General features: G+C 56.1%; 17 protein-coding genes. 7 read left to right on the top strand and 10 right to left on the bottom strand.

The window, feature by feature from the left end; genetic code table 11:
• The first annotated feature begins 23 nt into the window (after positions 1-23).
• The 4 genes from nadC (at position 24) to hofC (ending at position 4,124) form a co-directional block, all read left to right on the top strand.
• Positions 24-917 (top strand): carboxylating nicotinate-nucleotide diphosphorylase, encoded by an 894-nt coding sequence (gene nadC / locus HF650_RS04295; RefSeq protein ID WP_187801324.1) that lies wholly within the window; start codon positions 24-26, stop codon positions 915-917.
• Positions 918-1,093: 176 nt separating this feature from the next.
• Positions 1,094-1,528: a prepilin peptidase-dependent pilin gene (gene ppdD / locus HF650_RS04290; protein WP_187801323.1), complete on the top strand. Its 435-nt coding sequence runs from the start codon at positions 1,094-1,096 to the stop codon at positions 1,526-1,528.
• Positions 1,529-1,537: 9 nt separating this feature from the next.
• Entirely contained in the window at positions 1,538-2,932 is a 1,395-nt protein-coding gene (gene gspE, locus HF650_RS04285) for a type II secretion system protein GspE (RefSeq protein WP_187801322.1), read from the top strand.
• A complete protein-coding gene (gene hofC, locus HF650_RS04280) occupies positions 2,922-4,124 on the top strand; it encodes a protein transport protein HofC (RefSeq protein WP_187801321.1) in 1,203 nt (400 codons plus the stop codon). Before gspE ends, hofC begins: the two co-directional genes overlap by 11 nt.
• Positions 4,125-4,164: 40 nt before the next feature.
• Here the strand turns inward: hofC and HF650_RS04275 are convergent, their stop codons facing one another.
• The gene (locus tag HF650_RS04275) at positions 4,165-5,208 is read right to left on the bottom strand and encodes a GMP reductase (protein WP_187801320.1); all 1,044 of its coding nucleotides are present in this window, start codon (positions 5,206-5,208) and stop codon (positions 4,165-4,167) included.
• Between the two features lie 319 nt (positions 5,209-5,527).
• On the opposite strand from HF650_RS04275, the gene coaE reads away from it, so the two are divergent.
• The 3 genes from coaE to yacG are packed head-to-tail and all read left to right on the top strand — an operon-like array spanning position 5,528 to position 7,095.
• Positions 5,528-6,148: a dephospho-CoA kinase gene (gene coaE / locus HF650_RS04270; RefSeq protein ID WP_187801319.1), complete on the top strand. Its 621-nt coding sequence runs from the start codon at positions 5,528-5,530 to the stop codon at positions 6,146-6,148.
• Positions 6,148-6,891, top strand: a complete 744-nt coding sequence (gene zapD, locus HF650_RS04265) for a cell division protein ZapD (protein ID WP_187801318.1) — start codon at positions 6,148-6,150, stop codon at positions 6,889-6,891. Before coaE ends, zapD begins: the two co-directional genes overlap by 1 nt.
• A 9-nt stretch (positions 6,892-6,900) precedes the next feature.
• Positions 6,901-7,095 carry a DNA gyrase inhibitor YacG gene (gene yacG, locus HF650_RS04260; protein WP_187801317.1) on the top strand — a complete coding sequence of 65 codons (195 nt, stop codon included), beginning with the start codon at positions 6,901-6,903 and terminating at the stop codon, positions 7,093-7,095.
• Between the two features lie 24 nt (positions 7,096-7,119).
• Here the strand turns inward: yacG and mutT are convergent, their stop codons facing one another.
• From mutT to murC, 9 genes are all read right to left on the bottom strand, one after another.
• On the bottom strand, positions 7,120-7,521 hold the full coding sequence (mutT, locus tag HF650_RS04255; RefSeq protein ID WP_187801316.1) for an 8-oxo-dGTP diphosphatase MutT: 402 nt from the start codon (positions 7,519-7,521) through the stop codon (positions 7,120-7,122).
• 59 nt (positions 7,522-7,580) lie between these two features.
• Complete coding sequence (secA, locus tag HF650_RS04250; protein WP_187802604.1) at positions 7,581-10,286, bottom strand: preprotein translocase subunit SecA; 2,706 nt, start codon at positions 10,284-10,286, stop codon at positions 7,581-7,583.
• A gap of 53 nt (positions 10,287-10,339) precedes the next feature.
• On the bottom strand, positions 10,340-10,843 hold the full coding sequence (secM, locus tag HF650_RS04245; RefSeq protein WP_223284271.1) for a secA translation cis-regulator SecM: 504 nt from the start codon (positions 10,841-10,843) through the stop codon (positions 10,340-10,342).
• Positions 10,844-11,123: 280 nt separating this feature from the next.
• Positions 11,124-12,041 (bottom strand): UDP-3-O-acyl-N-acetylglucosamine deacetylase, encoded by a 918-nt coding sequence (gene lpxC / locus HF650_RS04240; protein ID WP_023480366.1) that lies wholly within the window; start codon positions 12,039-12,041, stop codon positions 11,124-11,126.
• Between the two features lie 100 nt (positions 12,042-12,141).
• Entirely contained in the window at positions 12,142-13,290 is a 1,149-nt protein-coding gene (gene ftsZ, locus HF650_RS04235) for a cell division protein FtsZ (protein WP_007373153.1), read from the bottom strand.
• 114 nt (positions 13,291-13,404) lie between these two features.
• A complete protein-coding gene (gene ftsA, locus HF650_RS04230) occupies positions 13,405-14,661 on the bottom strand; it encodes a cell division protein FtsA (RefSeq protein ID WP_023480191.1) in 1,257 nt (418 codons plus the stop codon).
• Positions 14,658-15,509: a cell division protein FtsQ gene (gene ftsQ / locus HF650_RS04225; protein ID WP_187801314.1), complete on the bottom strand. Its 852-nt coding sequence runs from the start codon at positions 15,507-15,509 to the stop codon at positions 14,658-14,660. Before ftsQ ends, ftsA begins: the two co-directional genes overlap by 4 nt.
• A gap of 1 nt (position 15,510) precedes the next feature.
• On the bottom strand, positions 15,511-16,431 hold the full coding sequence (locus tag HF650_RS04220) for a D-alanine--D-alanine ligase (protein WP_187801313.1): 921 nt from the start codon (positions 16,429-16,431) through the stop codon (positions 15,511-15,513).
• Complete coding sequence (gene murC / locus HF650_RS04215; RefSeq protein WP_187801312.1) at positions 16,424-17,896, bottom strand: UDP-N-acetylmuramate--L-alanine ligase; 1,473 nt, start codon at positions 17,894-17,896, stop codon at positions 16,424-16,426. Before murC ends, HF650_RS04220 begins: the two co-directional genes overlap by 8 nt.
• Positions 17,897-17,930: the final 34 nt, after the last annotated feature.

The following is a 17,930-nucleotide window of genomic DNA, read 5'->3' as shown; positions in this document are numbered from 1 at the left end:
CGTTACACTTTTTGGAGCCTATCATGCCGCCTCGCCGCTATAACCCCGATCTTCGCCGTGACGTGTTGCTCAAACGCATCGAACTGGATATTCCTGCTGCCGTCGCACTGGCATTGCGTGAAGATCTGGGTGGAGAAGTCGATGCGAACAACGACATTACCGCGCAATTATTACCGCCAGAGAATCGCTCCCATGCGGTAGTGATCACCCGTGAAGAGGGGGTGTTCTGCGGTAAACGCTGGGTTGAAGAGGTGTTTATACAGCTGGCGGGCGACGACGTAACGCTCACCTGGCACGTGGCGGATGGCGACACGGTGCACGCCGATCAGCCGCTGTTTGAGCTGGATGGCCCTTCACGCGTGCTGCTCACCGGTGAACGTACGGCACTCAATTTTGTCCAGACCCTCTCCGGCGTCGCCAGCGCGGTGCGCAGCTATGTCGCTCTGCTTGAGGGCACCAAAACACAACTGCTTGATACGCGCAAAACTCTGCCCGGCCTGCGCACGGCGCTGAAATATGCGGTGCTCTGCGGCGGCGGCGCGAACCACCGTCTCGGGCTTTCCGATGCATTTCTGATCAAAGAGAACCACATTATCGCCGCAGGTTCGGTGCGTCAGGCGGTGGAGAAGGCTTTCTGGCTGCATCCCGATGTGCCGGTCGAGGTTGAAGTCGAAACGCTGGAAGAGTTCGACGATGCGCTGAAGGCAGGGGCGGATATCATCATGCTGGATAACTTTGTACCCGAACAGATGCGCGAAGCGGTAAAACGGGCCAATGGCCAGGCAAAACTGGAAGTCTCCGGCAATGTTACCGAGCAAACGCTGCGCGAATTTGCGCAAACCGGCGTCGATTACATCTCTGTTGGCGCGCTGACAAAGCACGTTCACGCCCTCGATCTCTCGATGCGCTTTAGCTAATTTTCTGCCAATCTTGCGGGCCGATGGCCCGTTTTTTGCGGCTTATCTCGCAGCAAAACTGTTCCGTTGTGCAAATGAAATAAAAAAGCCGGAATCCGCTTTCCGGGCTGCTCTTTTGCCGCTCGCCCCGCGTATATCTGCCTGGCACAGTAACGGCTCTGCATAAGGAGCCATCTATGAACAGACAACAAGGATTTACCCTCATTGAGCTAATGGTGGTGATTGGCATCGTTGCCATTCTGAGCGCCATTGGCATTCCCGCCTACCAGAACTACCTGCGCAAAGCCGCGCTCACCGACATGCTGCAAACGTTTATCCCCTATCGTACCGCCGTTGAGCTCTGCGCACTGGAGCGCGGTGGCATCGATAACTGCGATGCCAGCAGCAATGGCATTCCTGCGCCGACGACGACGCGTTATGTCGCCGCGCTCAGCGTTGCCAAAGGCGTGGTTTCGCTCTCCGGGCAGGAGAGTCTTAACGGTTTAAGCGTAGTGATGACGCCACAGTGGAGCAGTGCCAATGGCATTCAGGGCTGGATGCGCAGCTGTAATACCGAGGCAGATAGCTCGCTGCAGCAGGCGTGCGAAGACGTTTTCCGTACCGGTCGATAAGGAGATCTGATGAAAGAGAACAAACTGGAGGCGCTGTGCCGACGCCACAACGCAGCATTGTTGAGCAAAGATAATGAAGCGCTGGTCATTGCTGTGGTCGGCAGCCCAAGCATGGAACTAATGGAATCACTCAGCTTCGTTGCCCAACAGCGCGTTGATATTCGCTGCTGGACGCAGGATGAAATGGAAAAGCATCAACAACTCACCGCGCAGGCGCTACCCGCCACGCATGGCTCTCTCAGCGAAGAGAGCGTTTCGGCGGTAGAGATTATCAACCATACGCTGCAGCAAGCGCTGATGCTCCGCGCATCGGATATCCATTTCGAGCCGGGCGAGATGCACTACGTGATTCGCCTGCGGGTGGATGGCGTACTGCATCCTCTGTCGCCCCTGCCCTGTACACTCTCCGATACCCTGACCGCGCGGTTAAAAGTGATGGGCAATCTGGATATCGCCGAGCGGCGGTTGCCGCAGGATGGGCAGTTTACCGTTACCCTTACCGATCAGCCGGTGTCATTTCGTATTGCCACACTGCCCTGCCGCCACGGCGAAAAAGTGGTACTACGGCTGCTGCACCAGGTAAACCAGGCGCTGGCGCTGCCCGCGCTCGGCATGACCGAGGCGCAGCTTGTGCAGTTCAACGCCGCACTGGCGCAGCCGCAGGGTTTACTGCTGGTGACCGGTCCTACGGGCAGCGGAAAAACCGTCACGCTCTATAGCGCGTTGCAGGCGCGCAATAAACCAGAGGTTAATATCTGCAGCGTGGAGGATCCGGTAGAGATCCCGCTTGCCGGTCTGAATCAAACGCAGATTGCCCCGCGCGCCGGGCTTACCTTTCAGAGCGTGCTGCGCGCCCTGCTGCGCCAGGATCCCGACGTCATTATGGTGGGTGAGATCCGCGATGGCGAAACTGCCGAGATTGCCATTAAGGCCGCGCAGACGGGCCATTTAGTGCTGTCGACGCTGCATACCAACTCCACCAGCGAAACGCTGGTGCGGATTGAGCAGATGGGCGTGGCGCGCTGGATGATCTCTTCAGCACTCTCATTGGTGGTTGCCCAAAGGCTGGTGCGTAAACTCTGTCCCCACTGCCGAAAACTGGCGACGGAGAGTATTCCTCTGCCGAATAACGTCTGGCCACGCCCGCTGCCACGCTGGCGCGCGCAGGGGTGCGAAGCCTGTTATCACGGTTTTTATGGTCGGGTAGCGTTGTTTGAGATCCTCAACATCACGCCGCCAATACGCCAGGCGATTGCCAGCGGCATGAGCGTGAACGAGATTGAGCAGTGCGCGCGTGAAGAGGGTATGACAACGCTGTTTCACCATGGCTGCCAGGCGGTTGAAGAGGGGCTGACCACCTTCGAGGAGCTGGTACGGATATTGGGTTACCCGCATGGCGAGTAAGCAACTCTGGCAATGGTCGGGGCTGAATGATAACGGTGAACTGCAAGCGGGGCTGCTCTGGAGTGAAAGCCGCGCAGCGGCGGTATTGTGCCTGCTACAGCAACAATGCCATCCGCTGTCGCTGAAACGTCGGCCGGTGCGCGCTCGCCTCTGGAGCCCTGAGCAGAGTACGCCGCTGCTAAACCAGCTTGCCACCTTGCTTCAGGCCGGGCTGACGCTGCCGGAAGGGTTGCAGCTGATGGCGGAGCAGCATCCAGCCAGGCAGTGGCAGGCACTGCTGCACAGCCTGTCAGCGGCACTCGAAGAAGGAGAAACCTTCTCTGCGGCGCTGCGTCAGTGGCCGGAGGTCTTTCCGCCGCTCTGGCAGGCGATGATCCGCACCGGTGAACTCACCGGCAAGCTGGACGAGTGCTGCTTCAGGCTGGCTGCACAACAAAAAGCGCAGCATGAACTGAAGCTAAAGGTGAAAAAAGCGCTGCGCTACCCACTGATTATTCTGTCCCTGACTGCGGCGGTGGTGCTGGCGATGATCTACCTGGTGCTGCCGGAGTTCGCCGCCATCTACCAGACTTTCAATACGCCGCTGCCAGCATTAACGCGCGGGGTAATTGCGGGGGCCGGGATAATCAAACAGTGCGCGCTGCCTTTAATGCTGGTTAGCGTGCTGGCAGGCGCAGCGCTGTTACGGCTACGTAATAACGACAACTGGCTCCATGCGTGTCAGCGGTTGCTCCTTGCCAGCCCGGTTATCGGGCCGCTGGTGCGCGGGCAGCGCCTGAGCCAGATCTTTACCGTCCTGTCGCTGACCCAGCGTGCCGGTATCGCTTTTTTACAGGGGCTGGAGAGCGTGACCGAGACGGTGGTCTGCCCCTACTGGCGAGATCTGTTAGTGCGGGCGCAGCGGGAGATTACTGAGGGTGCGCCAATATTTGCCGCGTTAAAAGCGAGCGGCGAGTTTCCGCCGCTCTGCATACAGCTGGTGCGAACCGGGGAACTCTCCGGCGCGCTCGACAGCATGCTGGATAATCTGGCGCAGTACTACAGTGAACAGACGCAGCGCCAGGCCGACGGGCTGGCGGCAGTGCTGGAACCGCTGATGCTGATAGCAACAGGGGTTATTATTGGTGTGCTGGTGGTGGCGATGTACCTACCCATCTTTCATCTTGGTGATGCGATGGGCGGCACAGGCTGATGGCGGTACAACACGTCAAGCCGCATTTACCGCCAGCGGATCAGAGGCTATTGAAAACGCGGTTTTCCTGTTCCTGAACGCGAATAAAGGTGGTGCGTTTGGTCAGCTCTTTCAGACGAGAGGCACCCACATAAGTGCAGGCGGAGCGTAAACCCCCGAGGATATCGCGCGCGGTGTTCTCAACTGGGCCACGCAGCGGAAGCTTGACGGTTTTGCCTTCAGCGGCACGGTAGCCTGCCACGCCACCAACGTGACGATTCATTGCGGACTCAGAACTCATGCCGTAGAAAAGCATGAACTTCTCGCCGTTCTCTTCCATCAGCGTGCCGCCGCTCTCTTCATGACCTGCCAGCATACCGCCAAGCATCACGAAGTCTGCGCCGCCGCCAAACGCTTTAGCAACGTCGCCCGGCACGGTGCAACCGCCGTCGCTAACGATCTGGCCGCCGAGGCCGTGCGCCGCATCGGCACACTCAATAACCGCAGAGAGCTGCGGATAACCGACGCCGGTTTTTACGCGCGTCGTGCAGACAGAGCCAGGGCCAATGCCCACTTTGACGATATCTGCGCCGGAGAGGATCAGCTCTTCGCACATTTCGCCAGTCACTACGTTGCCCGCACAGATGGTTTTGTCCGGCCAGGCTTCACGCGCCTTCGCCAAAAACTGCACGAAGTGTTCGGAGTAGCCATTAGCAACGTCGATGCAGACAAAATTAAGGGACGGGTGCAGTGCGAGGATCTGTTTGGTTTTTTCGAAATCAGCATCGGATGTGCCGGTTGATACCATTACATGGCGCAGCACGGAGTCGGCCTGCGCCTGCACAAAACCTCGCCACTCTTCAACCGAGTAGTGCTTGTGTACGGCAGTCAGGATATCGAACGAGGCCAGCGCTTTCGCCATAGAGAAAGTCCCTACGGTATCCATATTGGCAGCGATAACCGGTACGCCAGACCAGCGCATTCCTGAGTGCTTGAAAGTGAATTCGCGCTCCAGTTCAACGTCGGAACGGCTTTTGAGAGTGGAACGTTTAGGGCGGATAAGAACGTCTTTGAAACCTAACTTCAAATCTTCTTCGATACGCATGTAGGGATTCCTGGGGTTAATGGCGCTAAGACAAACTCACAACTCCAGTGACGCTATCATACGCACTAATAAGGGCCGCGCAAGACTGCGAAAATCTCTTTTTTTACGCTACAATCCAATAAATTTACCTGGTGAGTATGCCAGTTTCAGTTAATTGATTTCTTTATTGTCTCATTGATTTTCAACTTACTGATTCCTATAAATAAAAAAAGAGTGGCTTTGCTTTTTTTCACGCTATGTCTGCTGCGGTTTCGTTATGATGAATGGCGAAAATAACAGCAGATAATGAGTCTGGCAGCCCCTTACAGGATTGAGCATTATGAAGTATAAGGTCGCGTTAACGGGCGGTATCGGCAGCGGTAAAAGTACCGTCGCGGATGCGTTCGCCAAACAGGGCGTTAACGTTATCGATGCAGACGTGATTGCCCGCCAGGTCGTCGAACCGGGCACGCCTGCGCTACGCGCTATCGCTGCGCAGTTTGGCGATGAAATGATCCTCGCAGACGGTTCACTCAACCGTCGCTTACTCCGCGAATATATTTTTGCGTCTGAAAATGATAAACGCTGGCTTAACAGTTTGCTGCATCCGCTGATACAGCAAGAGACCGAGCGCCAGATGACGAGGGCAACATCACCTTATGTGCTATGGGTGGTTCCGCTGCTGGTGGAGAACCAGCTTTACCACAAAGCCGATCGGGTATTAGTCATTGACGTTCCGGTTGAGACGCAAATTTTACGCACCATGCGCCGTGACGGCGTGACCCGCGAACATGCCGAACAGATCCTCGCCGCGCAAGCTACGCGCGATGCGCGGCTTGCCGTCGCGGATGATGTCATTGACAATAATGGCGCACCAGATGCAATCGCATCGGATGTTGCCCGCCTGCACGCGCGCTATCTCGCTCTCGCCGCGCAGGCCGTATCACAGGAAAAACCGTAATGCATACCCACATCCTTTTTGAGCATCCACTTAATGAAAAGATGCGCACCTGGCTGCGTGTCGAGTTCTTACTGCAACAACTCACGGTCCACTTGCCCGTCAGCGACCATGCCGGCGCGCTGCACTTCTTCCGTAATGTGGGCGATCTGTTGGATGTATTCGAGCGCGGTGATACCCGAACTGAATTGTTGAAAGAGCTGGAGCGTCAGCAGCGTAAACTGCAAGCCTGGAGCGAAGTACCAGGCGTGGATCCCAATCGTATTGAAGAGATTCGCCAGCAGCTGAAATCCAGTGGCGCTGTATTGATGAATGCGCCGCGAATTGGTCAGCAGTTACGTGAAGATCGGCTGGTTGCGCTGGTACGCCAGCGTTTAAGCATTCCCGGCGGCTGCTGCAGCTTCGATCTGCCGACGCTGCATATGTGGTTACACTTACCGCAGGAGCAGCGTGATACACAGGTACATTACTGGCTGGAGAGCCTTGAGCCGCTGCGCGCCACACTGACATTAATCCTCGACCTGATCCGCAATGCCGCCCCCTATCGCCGCCAGACCAGCCTGAACGGTTTCTACCAGGATAACGGTGATGATGCCGATCTGCTGCGTCTGCAACTGCCGCTTGATGCGCGGCTTTACCCGCAAATCTCCGGCCATAAAAGCCGCTTTGCCATTCGTTTTATGCCCCTCGACAGCGAACACGGCACGGTGCCGGAGCGGCTCGATTTTGAATTAGCCTGCTGTTAAGGAACCCTGATGACTGATAAGACAATTGTGAATTGCCCGACCTGCGGCAAACCAGTGGTATGGGGCGAAGAGAGCCCATTCCGCCCTTTTTGCTGCAAACGCTGCCAGCTGATTGACCTCGGCGAATGGGCTGCGGAAGAGAAACGTATTCCCAGCTCAGGTGATCTCTCCGACAGTGATGAGTGGAGCGAAGAGCAACAGTGATGCTTGCTGCCCGCTGGCGTAACGTCAGTGGGCCTGGCTTTCCTGAATCAATTTTGTAATGACAGGTTCGTTAGCCGGCGGAAAATCTTCTGGTTTCAGCGCGCTCTGCGCAATCCACTCGCCCGGCTGCCCCTCTTTACCCCACGGTTCGCCCAGCCATTTGTCCACCAGCCAGAACCAGAGCGTGATATGGCGATCGGGAAACTGATACTCCAGCTTATCGAACAGCGTGGCGCTCTGCGTGGTGATGCCCACCTCTTCCTGTAATTCACGGATCATCGCCTGCTCCGGCGTCTCGCCCGCTTCGATTTTGCCGCCGGGGAATTCGCGCATGTTTGCCATGTGCGCATCGGCCGCACGCCGGGTAATAAAAATTTCGCCCTGCGGGTTACGAATAATTCCGACGGCGATATTGAGTATTTTCATCCTGCTGACTCCATAAAAAAGGCGCAGATCTCTGCGCCTTTTCATTTATTGATTAGCCGTTATGCGAGACGACCGTGGCACTGCTTATATTTCTTACCGGAACCGCACGGGCATGGATCGTTCCGGCCGACTTTACGCTCACCTGTTTGATCGGCAAGTGCAGCCGCAGCGGCGGCTTCATCGTCCTGATGGCTCAGCTGCTGCATCTGTGCCAGACGCTCGGCCTCTTCGCGGCGCTGCTGCTCCATCGCTTCCACCTCTTCCGGCATCCGCACCTGAACCTTGCTCAGGGTGCTGATCACTTCATACTTCAGCGACTCCAGCATCGCGGCGAACATAGCGAAGGATTCACGCTTGTACTCCTGCTTCGGATCTTTTTGCGCGTAGCCGCGCAGATGGATCCCCTGACGCAGATAATCCATCGCTGCCAGGTGCTCTTTCCACAGGGAGTCAAGAGTTTGCAGCATGACGCCCTTCTCGAAGTGACGCATCATCTCCGCGCCAACCACTTCCTCTTTACGCTGGTAGGTCTCTACCGCGCTCTGCAGAATACGCTCACGCAGCGTCTCTTCATGCAGGTTCGGCTCTTTATCCAGCCACTCCGCAATCGGCAGATCGAGATCGAAATCGTTTTTCAGACGCTCTTGCAGGCCAGGGACATCCCACATCTCTTCCAGAGACTGCGGCGGGATGTGCCCGTCGATGGTCGCTTTGAAGACATCTTCACGAATGCTGTTGATGGTTTCGCTTACGTCTGTCACGTCCAGCAGTTCGTTACGCTGAGTGTAGATTGCGCGACGCTGATCGTTCGCTACATCATCATATTCCAGCAGCTGCTTACGGATATCGAAGTTGCGGCTTTCAACTTTACGCTGCGCGTTGGCAATCGCTTTTGTCACCCACGGGTGCTCAATCGCTTCACCCGGTTTCATACCAAGCTTACGCATCATGCCGGAGACGCGATCGGAGGCGAAAATACGCATCAGCGCATCTTCCATCGAGAGGTAGAAACGGGAAGAACCCGCATCACCCTGACGACCGGAACGACCGCGCAGCTGGTTATCGATACGGCGCGATTCATGGCGCTCGGTACCAATAATGTGCAGACCGCCCGATGCCAGCACCGCGTCATGACGTTTCTGCCACTCGGCTTTCAGCTCTGCAACCTGTTCAGGGGTCGGATCTTCAAGCTCGGCAAGCTCAGACTGCCAGCTGCCGCCAAGCACGATATCGGTACCACGGCCCGCCATGTTGGTGGCGATAGTGACCGCGCCTGGATAACCGGCCTGCGCTACAATATCCGCCTCTTTGGCGTGGAACTTGGCGTTCAGAACGTTATGCTTGATGCCCGCTTTGGTTAACTCATTCGACACCACTTCTGATTTTTCAATCGAGATGGTACCAACCAGCACTGGCTGACCGTTGGCAGTACGCTCTTTGATATCTTCGATAATCGCCTGAATTTTTTCCGCTTCGGTCATATAGACCAGATCCGCCATATCTTTACGGATCATCGGGCGGTTAGTCGGCACAACTACGGTATCGAGCTTGTAGATGGAGCTAAATTCGAACGCTTCGGTATCTGCAGTACCGGTCATACCGGCCAGCTTTTCATACAGACGGAAGTAGTTCTGGAAGGTAATGGACGCCAGGGTCTGGTTTTCGTTCTGGATCTCAACGCCTTCTTTAGCTTCAACGGCCTGGTGCAGGCCATCGGACCAGCGGCGGCCCTGCATGGTACGGCCGGTGTGCTCATCGACGATGATCACTTCGCCCTCTTTGACGATGTAATCAACATCACGGGTGAAGAGCACATGAGCGCGCAGCGCGGCGGTAACGTGGTGCATCAGCATGATGTTGGTTGGGGAGTAAAGCGACTCGCCCTCCTCCATGATGCCCTCTTTCACCAGCAGCTCTTCAATCAGCACCAGACCGCGCTCGGTCAGGGTAACCTGACGCGCTTTCTCGTCGACGGAGAAGTGGCCTTCGCCCTGGAAGGTGTCAGAGTCTTCCTTCTCCTGACGCACCAGGTGAGGAATGATTTTGTTCACTTTTTTGTAGAGGTCGGAGCTATCTTCCGCCGGACCGGAGATGATAAGCGGCGTACGCGCTTCATCGATCAAGATGGAGTCCACTTCATCCACCAGCGCGTAGTGCAACTTACGCTGGACGCGCTCTTCCGGGCTAAATGCCATGTTGTCGCGCAGGTAGTCGAAACCATATTCGTTGTTAGTACCGTAGGTAATATCCGCGGCGTAAGCTTCGCGTTTGGCAACAGACGGCATGCCTGGCAGGTTGATGCCGACGGTCAGACCGAGGAATTCGAACAGCGGACGGTTGTTTTCGGCGTCACGCTGGGCCAGATAGTCGTTGACGGTAACCACATGCACGCCTTTGCCGCTCAGCGCGTTCAGATAAGCAGGCAGGGTTGCAGTCAGGGTTTTACCTTCACCGGTGCGCATCTCGGCGATGCAGCGATCGTTCAGCACCATGCCGCCGAGCAGCTGCACATCAAAGTGGCGCATACCAAAGACGCGTTTACTTGCTTCACGTACCACCGCGAAGGCTTCCGGCAGCAGGGAATCGACGCTTTCGCCCTTCTCAAGACGCGCGCGGAACTCTACCGTTTTGCCTTTCAGCTCATCATCGCTGAGCTTCTCAAGAGCCGGTTCCATGGCGTTGATCTGGTTGACGGTTTTACGCATGCGACGCAGCGTACGATCGTTGCGGCTACCGAATACTTTTGTTAACAAATTTAGCATGATAAAAATCTCTGATACTCCGCTCAGCGAAGCGAAAAAAATGGATGAATAGTTTTTTAGCTGAGGGAGTATGGCCCGGCGCGAATACCCTGTGCCTGGCTAATCCAGTTCGGGACACTGAAGGTTGTGTAAGGTGTAAAAGAGAGGCGAGCCGCAAGGCGTACAATTGCCGGCGGCTTGCTTTCGACGTTAAGCAGGGCGCTTAACGTATCGAGCAGAGCAAGATGGTGTGCCTGAATTGGCAAAGGCTCTTCCGTTGCGGCGGCCAGCGTCTGCGGTGCCATGGCGAACGAAAGATGACGAATAACGGTGCGGATGGCGTGCTGATGCCAATAATCGACAGTGAAGTTCGGGCGGCGTTTCGCTTCGAGCAGCGCGAGGCTGGTGAAATTCGCCGTGGTCGCCGAAGCGTGATTGCGCGTCGTTTCGCGCGTGGCGTGGGTTTCGGTATTACTCGCAAGCGCGGGCAAGCCAAAACTTGCCGCGACCATCCCTAATAAGAGATGCGGCCAGAAATAGCGTCTGCCAAATTGTCGCCAACGCGTCAGTATTCCGCTCACTTGCTCCACCAAAAAAGACGCGTCCATGATATTGCGTCTATGAAAGTCGATTGCGCCCAAATCTTATCACTAATGCCGCCGCCACACAGCAGGAAACAGGCCTGACGCGTGCGAAAACTGGCGAGGAAAGCAGCAATCAAACGCAGGATCGCAGCGTTGAAAAGATTTCCGGAAAGATTAGTCGTAAAGAGAGGGTTTTGCGGCGCGCAAAAAGAAAAACGACTGGTTCCCCTGACCGGAGAGAGTGCCAGGTTAACCAGTCGATTTTTAGGTTATGGCGTTACGCCAGAACCATTGAAGGTGCTTTGAATGCCAGCGGCAGTTCAGCTTCGTCTTCGAAGGTCACGTATTCCCAGGCTTCCTGTTTTGCCAGAACAGCCTGCAGAAGTTTGTTGTTCAGCGCATGACCGGACTTATAAGCGGTAAACGCACCGATAATGTTGTGACCACACATAAAGAGGTCGCCGATTGCATCGAGCATTTTGTGGCGCACGAATTCATCTTCAAAACGCAGGCCGTCTTCGTTCAGTACGCGATAATCGTCAACTACGATGGCACAATCGAAGCTTCCGCCCAGGCACAGGCCGCGGGACTGAAGGTATTCGATATCACGCATGAAACCGAAAGTACGCGCGCGGCTAATCTGGCGCATAAATGCGTCCGCAGAGAAGTTCATCGCGTAGCGTTGCGTGCTGGCATCAATCGCCGGGTGGTTGAAGTCGATGGTGAAATCGAGCGTAAAACCGTTATGCGGTTTGAACTCGGCCCACTTATCGCCATCTTCAACGCGCACCGTCTCTTTGATGCGAACGAATTTCTTGGCGCTGTTCAGCTCCTCTACCCCTGCGTCAAGCAACAGGTAGACGAAAGGTGCTGCACTGCCATCCATAATTGGAATTTCCGGTGCATCGACTTCGACAATAATGTTGTCGATACCCAGCCCCGCCAGAGCCGCATTTAAGTGCTCAACGGTGGAAATCCGCACGTCATGCTCGTTAACCAGACAAGTACAGAGCATAGTATCACGCACAGATTTAGCATCAGCCGGAAAGTCTACCGGTGGATTTAAGTCGGTGCGACGATAGATGACCCCGGTATTTGCCGGCGCAGGGCGCAACGTCAGTGTGACTTTCTTGCCGGTATGTAAACCGACACCAGTCGCCTGAACGATACGTTTAAGAGTCCTTTGTTTGATCATCGTATAATCTCGCCTTATTACCAATCCAACCAAATTGTATAACACAATGGGTGGGCCAGTTTAGCACAAAGAGCGAACATGCCCAACTTCCAGTAAATTCTTAGTCGGCTTGCTTACGCAGAAACGCCGGAATATCCAGATAATCGGGCTCTTTAGTGGTCTGCGGCGTATTGTCGTTAACCACTTTCGCCGGCTTCTGCTCCTGCTGCATAGGCTGCATGCCGTGCTGCTGGTAGCGATCCATCACCGGCTGCTGTGCCTGCTTGTTAGTGACCAGAGTAATCTCAGGACGTTTGTCCATACCGATACCGGTAGCAACAACGGTTACACGCAGTTCGTCGTTCATATCCGGGTCAAGAGAAGTACCGATAACCACCGTCGCGTTATCAGAAGCGAACGCACGAATGGTGTTACCGACGGTCTCGAACTCATCCAGACGCAGGTCGAAGCCCGCGGTGATGTTAACCAGCACACCGCGCGCGCCAGAGAGGTCGATATCTTCCAGCAGCGGGCTGGAGATCGCCATTTCTGCCGCTTCTTCCGCACGATCTTCACCGCTTGCCACACCGGAGCCCATCATCGCGTAGCCCATTTCGGACATCACGGTGCGCACGTCGGCGAAGTCAACGTTCATCAGACCCGGACGGGTAATCAGCTCGGCGATACCCTGTACCGCGCCTTTCAGCACGTCATTTGCCGCGCCGAATGCGTCAAGCAGAGAGATGCCGCGACCCAGCACTTTCAACAGCTTGTCGTTCGGGATAGTGATCAGGGAATCGACATGTTTTGAGAGCTCGGTTATACCCTGCTCTGCAAAGGCCATGCGCTTCTTGCCTTCAAAGTTGAACGGCTTAGTCACCACCGCAACGGTCAGAATGCCTAAGTCTTTCGCGACTTCAGCTACCACAGGCGCCGCACCGGTACCGGTACCGCCACCCATGCCCGCTGCGATAAAGACCATGTCAGCGCCTTCCAGCGCAGCGCGCAGCGCTTCACGATCCTCTTCAGCCGCATTGCGACCCACTTCAGGGTTAGCCCCTGCGCCCAGACCTTTAGTGATACCGCCACCAATCTGGATGGTCTGCCCTACCGCCGTCTTACGCAACGCTTGAGCGTCGGTATTCACCGCGAAGAACTCAACCCCTTCGATGCGCTCACGCACCATATGCTCTACGGCATTACCGCCGCCGCCACCGACGCCGATGACTTTAATCACCGCGTCGTTGGTTAATTCCATTGGTTCAAACATAATCTCTCTCCGTCTTTACGCCTCATCCACCGGACAGCCCGTGGGCCGCTTATCAGGATTGGCGTATGTGCCTGTCGCCTGAAACCGCTAATTTTCTACGGTCTCTGAAAAAAATTAAAACTCTTTTCGCAGCCAGCTGTTGATTCGTTTGAACCACGAACCGACTGACGTCCGCTTTTCCACTTCCGCTTCACCACTTAAATGGGTCTCTTTCCCGTAGTGCAGCAGCCCAACCGCCGTAGAGTAATACGGCTCCTGGGCGTAATCAGTTAAGCCAGTAATATTGAGCGGTGCACCGATACGCACCTGCGTATGGAACACACGTTGCGCGCAGGCCGCCAGACCTTCAATCTGCGCCGCGCCGCCGGTTAATACAATCCCCGCAGCAAGATGATGTTTCACGCCCTGCTGGCGAAGCTGCTCCTGCAACTGCAATATCTCGTCGTTGACCAGGTTGAGCAGCTCGGTATAGCGCGGCTCAATCACATCTGCCAGCGTCTGGCGCTGCAGGCTGCGCGGCGGTCGACCGCCCACGCTTGGCACTTCCACGCTCTCATCTTTACCGACCAGCGATCCCAGCGCACAGCCGTGGCGAACTTTAATCGCTTCTGCGTCGCTCGGCGGTGTGCCGAAGGCGTAAGCGATATCGCTGGTCACTACGTTCCCCGCGTAAGGGATCACTTTGGTGTGGCGCAGCGCGCCGCCGGTATAAACGGCCATGTCCATTGTACCACCGCCGATGTCAACGACGCAGACGCCCAGTTCGCGTTCATCTTCCGTCAACACCGAATAGCTGGAGGCCAGCCCGGCAAAGATAAGTTGGTCAACTTTCAAACCACATCGTTCAACGGCTTTAACGATGTTTTTCGCCATATCGTTATGGCAAGTAATCAGGTGTACTTTCGCCTGCATGCGCACGCCAGAAAGGCCTACCGGGTTTTTAATCCCCTCCTGGTAGTCAATGGCGTACTCCTGCGGAATCACGTGCAGCACGCGGTGTTCATCGCGTACGCGGACTGATTTCGCGGTATGCACCACGTTTTCCACATCTTCCAGCGTCACTTCTTCTTCTGAAATCGGCACCATACCAATTTCGTTCTGGCAACTAATGTGTTTCCCCGAGAGCGCAAGGTAGACCGAGGAGATCTGGCAATCCGCCATCAGTTCGGCCTGATCGATGGCGCGCTGTACGCACTTCACCACCGACTCCAGATCGTTCACTCCGCCTTTGTCCATCCCACGGGATGGGCAACTGCCTACGCCAATGATATTCACAATACCGTCGGGCAGAACTTCCCCTACTAAAGCGGCGACCTTCGCGGTGCCAATCTCCAGTCCAACTACCAGTTTTCTGTCCGTCGCCTTGATCATTGTTGCTCTGCCTGTGCCTGATTCTGTTGTGCCTGATTTTGCTGCTGATCCGGTTGTTCCTGTACCGGGGCAGGCTTCCAACCCACCGCCGCGCCTGAGTCATAGCGCAAATCCACGTAGCTTATCTCTTTGCCATCCGTCTGAGCCTGCTGCTGCAGCACCGGGTAGAGTTCGACAAAGCGCGCCAGGCGCTTCATCGTATCGCCTCGGCCCAGGTTGAGCTTAATATCATTGCTCAGCGTGACCTGCCAGGAGCGCCGCGCGGTCATCGCTGCTTCTTTCAGCGTGAACTTATCCTTTGCCAGCACCTGTCCCATATCGCGATAACCCTGCAGCACTTCACTTTCGCTGCCCTCCGGGCCATACAGCATCGGCAATATCTGCTTGCTGGTGCGTTCCGCCGGTACGCTAAAGGCGTTGCCGTCCGCATCAACCATATGCTGGTCATTCCACCGCGCAATGGGCACATATTCAACCAGATGAATCTTCAATTCGTCCGGCCACTGCTTTCTTACGCTTGCCTGTTTGATCCACGACAGGCGCTCAATCTGGCTCTGAATGATATTGACGTCCTGCGACATAAAGGTCCCGGGTGCGCCAAGCGCCAGAATCGACTGGCGAATATCATCATTGCGCGTGTAGTGGCGATCGCCGGTAAGCACCAGCTTCGACAGCGGTAACCGCTGCGCGTCATCCATCCAGCCGAGCACGATCCAGCCACTCACCAACACGGTGCACAGTACCGTCAACAGAAACACTATCCCGGCGAGGCGCGTTCCATTGTTGCGGCGGGAGGTCGTTACCGCCTCCGCTTCGCGATTTCGCGTGTTCAGCGCAGCCTGAGACATATCACTCCGCCAGTTCCAGAATACGAACAACAAGCTGGGTAAAGCTCAGCCCCGCCTGACGTGCCGCCATCGGCACCAGGCTGTGGCTAGTCATACCCGGCGAGGTATTCGCTTCCAGCAGATAAAATTGACCATCACTGTCGAGCATCGCATCGATTCGCCCCCAGCCGCGGCAGCCTAAAACCTGCCACGCTTTGGCGATCAGCGCCTGTAAAGCCGCTTCCCGCTCTGCTTCCAGACCTGATGGACAGAAATACTGCGTCTCATCAGAGAGATACTTCGCCTCATAATCATAGAAGATTCCCGCCGGTTGAATGCGAATCGACGGTAAAATTTCATTTCCAAGCAACGCGACGGTAAATTCCGGGCCACTGAGCCATTTTTCGATCAGAACTTCATCATCGTGTTGAAAAGCAAGTGCTAAAGCCGCCTGCAGATCGCTACTTTCATTGACCTTTGACATCCCAACGCTGGAGCCTTCCCGGCTTGGCTTAACAATCAGAGGTAAGCCCAGCGCCTCAATGCGTTCAATATCAGTGGTTTGCAGGCCAGATTCAAACTCGCTACGCGTTAAAGCAACCCACGGTGCCACCGGTAAACCCGCACCCTGCCACAGCAATTTGCTGCGCAGTTTATCCATTGAGATCGCAGAGGCCATCACGCTGCTGCCGGTATACGGAACGCCGGTGAGCTCCAGCAGCCCTTGCAGCGTGCCATCTTCGCCACCACGGCCATGCAGCGCGATAAACGCTTTACTAAAGCCCATCTCTTTCAGGCGAGTCACATCGACCTCACGCGGATCGACTGCATGGGCGTCAACGCCACCTTCACGCAACCCGGCAAGCACCGCCGCGCCTGAGTTAAGCGACACATCGCGCTCAGCGGAGGTTCCCCCCAGCAGAACGGCAACTTTCTCAGCCATGCTGGACCTCCTCGCTCTGCGGCACCAGTTTGCACTGCGCCAGGCTACGGGCAATCTTGCCGATATTGCCTGCGCCCTGAATCAGGATCAGATCGTTGCCCGTCAGCACCGGTGCCAGCATTGTCGCCACCTGATCCGGTTCGGAAACCAGGATCGGATCGATCTTGCCGCGACCACGGATAGTGCGGCACAGCGAGCGGCTGTCTGCTCCTGGAATCGCCGTTTCGCCCGCCGAGTAAACTTCCAGCATCAGCAGCTTATCCACCTGCGTCAGCACGTTGGCGAAGTCGTCATAGAGATCGCGCGTACGTGTATAACGATGCGGCTGGAATATCATCACCAGGTTTTTATCCGGCCAGCCAGCGCGCGCAGCTTTGATCGTTGCGTCCACTTCCGTTGGATGATGGCCGTAATCATCAACCAGCATCGCGCTGCCACTATTGCCATTCACCGCCTCCAGCGGGAACTCGCCGAGGAAATCAAAGCGGCGACCGGTGCCCTGGAAGCTCTCCAGCGCGCGCAAAATCGCTTCGTCGTCAATCCCCTCTTCCGTCGCCACGGCCACCGCCGCTGCGGCATTGAGCGCGTTGTGGCGACCCGGCGCGTTAAGCGTTACGCGCAGCGCCGGTTTATCCTGGCGCACCAGCGTAAAGTGACCTTGCGGCCCCTGCTGGCGGTACTCTTCCACGCGCACGTCCGCGTCGTCGCTGAATCCATAGGTGGTAATTTGACGCCCGACGCGCGGCAGCAGCTCGCGGATCACCGGGTCGTCTACGCACATCACCGCACGGCCATAAAACGGCAGGTTGTGCAGGAAGTTGATAAAGGTTGCTTTCAAATTCTCGAAGTCGCCCTGGTACGTATCCATATGGTCAGCTTCGATATTGGTCACAATGGCCACCATCGGTTGCAGGTGCAGGAAGGAGGCGTCGCTCTCATCCGCTTCCGCAATCAGGTAACGGCTATGGCCCAGGCGCGCATGCACCCCGGCCGCTTTTACCAGCCCGCCATTGACAAAAGTCGGGTCCAGACCCGCTTCCGCGTAGATACTGGAGACCATGGCGGTGGTAGTGGTCTTTCCGTGCGTCCCGGCAATAGCGATACCGTGACGAAAACGCATTAATTCAGCCAGCATTTCCGCGCGGCGGATCACCGGGATACGCGCTTCCTGGGCGGCCACGATCTCTGGGTTATCGGCAGAGATCGCGCTGGAGACCACTACAACACTCGCATCCAGCACATTTTCCGGGCGATGATTGAAGTAGATGGTGGCACCAAGGGACGTCAGCTGCTGCGTCACCGGGTTTGGCGCTAAATCAGAACCGCTAATCTGGTAGCCTTCGTTGGCCAGCACTTCGGCAATACCGCCCATGCCAGCACCGCCGATGCCAACGAAGTGAATGTGCCGGACGCGACGCATCTCGGGCACGATTAAACGCAGTTTCGCAAGTTCTTGTGTATTCATTTTCTAAACGCCATCAACTTCTAAAAAATTGGCG

Origin of the sequence: Kosakonia sp. SMBL-WEM22, from assembly GCF_014490785.1 — a bacterium.
In the GTDB taxonomy this organism is placed as follows: domain Bacteria; phylum Pseudomonadota; class Gammaproteobacteria; order Enterobacterales; family Enterobacteriaceae; genus Kosakonia.
Note: the sequence above shows the minus strand (reverse complement) of the source record. Positions and strands in the feature narration are given on the sequence as shown.

Excerpts from the sequence above, each read along its gene's own strand:
- gspE (WP_187801322.1), top strand. The coding sequence starts at position 1,538 with ATGAAAGAGAACAAACTGGAGGCGCTGTGCCGACGCCACAACGCAGCA.
- ftsA (WP_023480191.1), bottom strand. The coding sequence starts at position 14,661 with ATGATCAAGGCGACGGACAGAAAACTGGTAGTTGGACTGGAGATTGGC.
- zapD (WP_187801318.1), top strand. The coding sequence starts at position 6,148 with ATGCATACCCACATCCTTTTTGAGCATCCACTTAATGAAAAGATGCGC.
- lpxC (WP_023480366.1), bottom strand. The coding sequence starts at position 12,041 with ATGATCAAACAAAGGACTCTTAAACGTATCGTTCAGGCGACTGGTGTC.
- ppdD (WP_187801323.1), top strand. The coding sequence starts at position 1,094 with ATGAACAGACAACAAGGATTTACCCTCATTGAGCTAATGGTGGTGATT.
- yacG (WP_187801317.1), top strand. The coding sequence starts at position 6,901 with ATGACTGATAAGACAATTGTGAATTGCCCGACCTGCGGCAAACCAGTG.
- ftsQ (WP_187801314.1), bottom strand. The coding sequence starts at position 15,509 with ATGTCTCAGGCTGCGCTGAACACGCGAAATCGCGAAGCGGAGGCGGTA.
- murC (WP_187801312.1), bottom strand. The coding sequence starts at position 17,896 with ATGAATACACAAGAACTTGCGAAACTGCGTTTAATCGTGCCCGAGATG.
- nadC (WP_187801324.1), top strand. The coding sequence starts at position 24 with ATGCCGCCTCGCCGCTATAACCCCGATCTTCGCCGTGACGTGTTGCTC.
- coaE (WP_187801319.1), top strand. The coding sequence starts at position 5,528 with ATGAAGTATAAGGTCGCGTTAACGGGCGGTATCGGCAGCGGTAAAAGT.
- mutT (WP_187801316.1), bottom strand. The coding sequence starts at position 7,521 with ATGAAAATACTCAATATCGCCGTCGGAATTATTCGTAACCCGCAGGGC.
- HF650_RS04220 (WP_187801313.1), bottom strand. The coding sequence starts at position 16,431 with ATGGCTGAGAAAGTTGCCGTTCTGCTGGGGGGAACCTCCGCTGAGCGC.
- hofC (WP_187801321.1), top strand. The coding sequence starts at position 2,922 with ATGGCGAGTAAGCAACTCTGGCAATGGTCGGGGCTGAATGATAACGGT.
- HF650_RS04275 (WP_187801320.1), bottom strand. The coding sequence starts at position 5,208 with ATGCGTATCGAAGAAGATTTGAAGTTAGGTTTCAAAGACGTTCTTATC.
- ftsZ (WP_007373153.1), bottom strand. The coding sequence starts at position 13,290 with ATGTTTGAACCAATGGAATTAACCAACGACGCGGTGATTAAAGTCATC.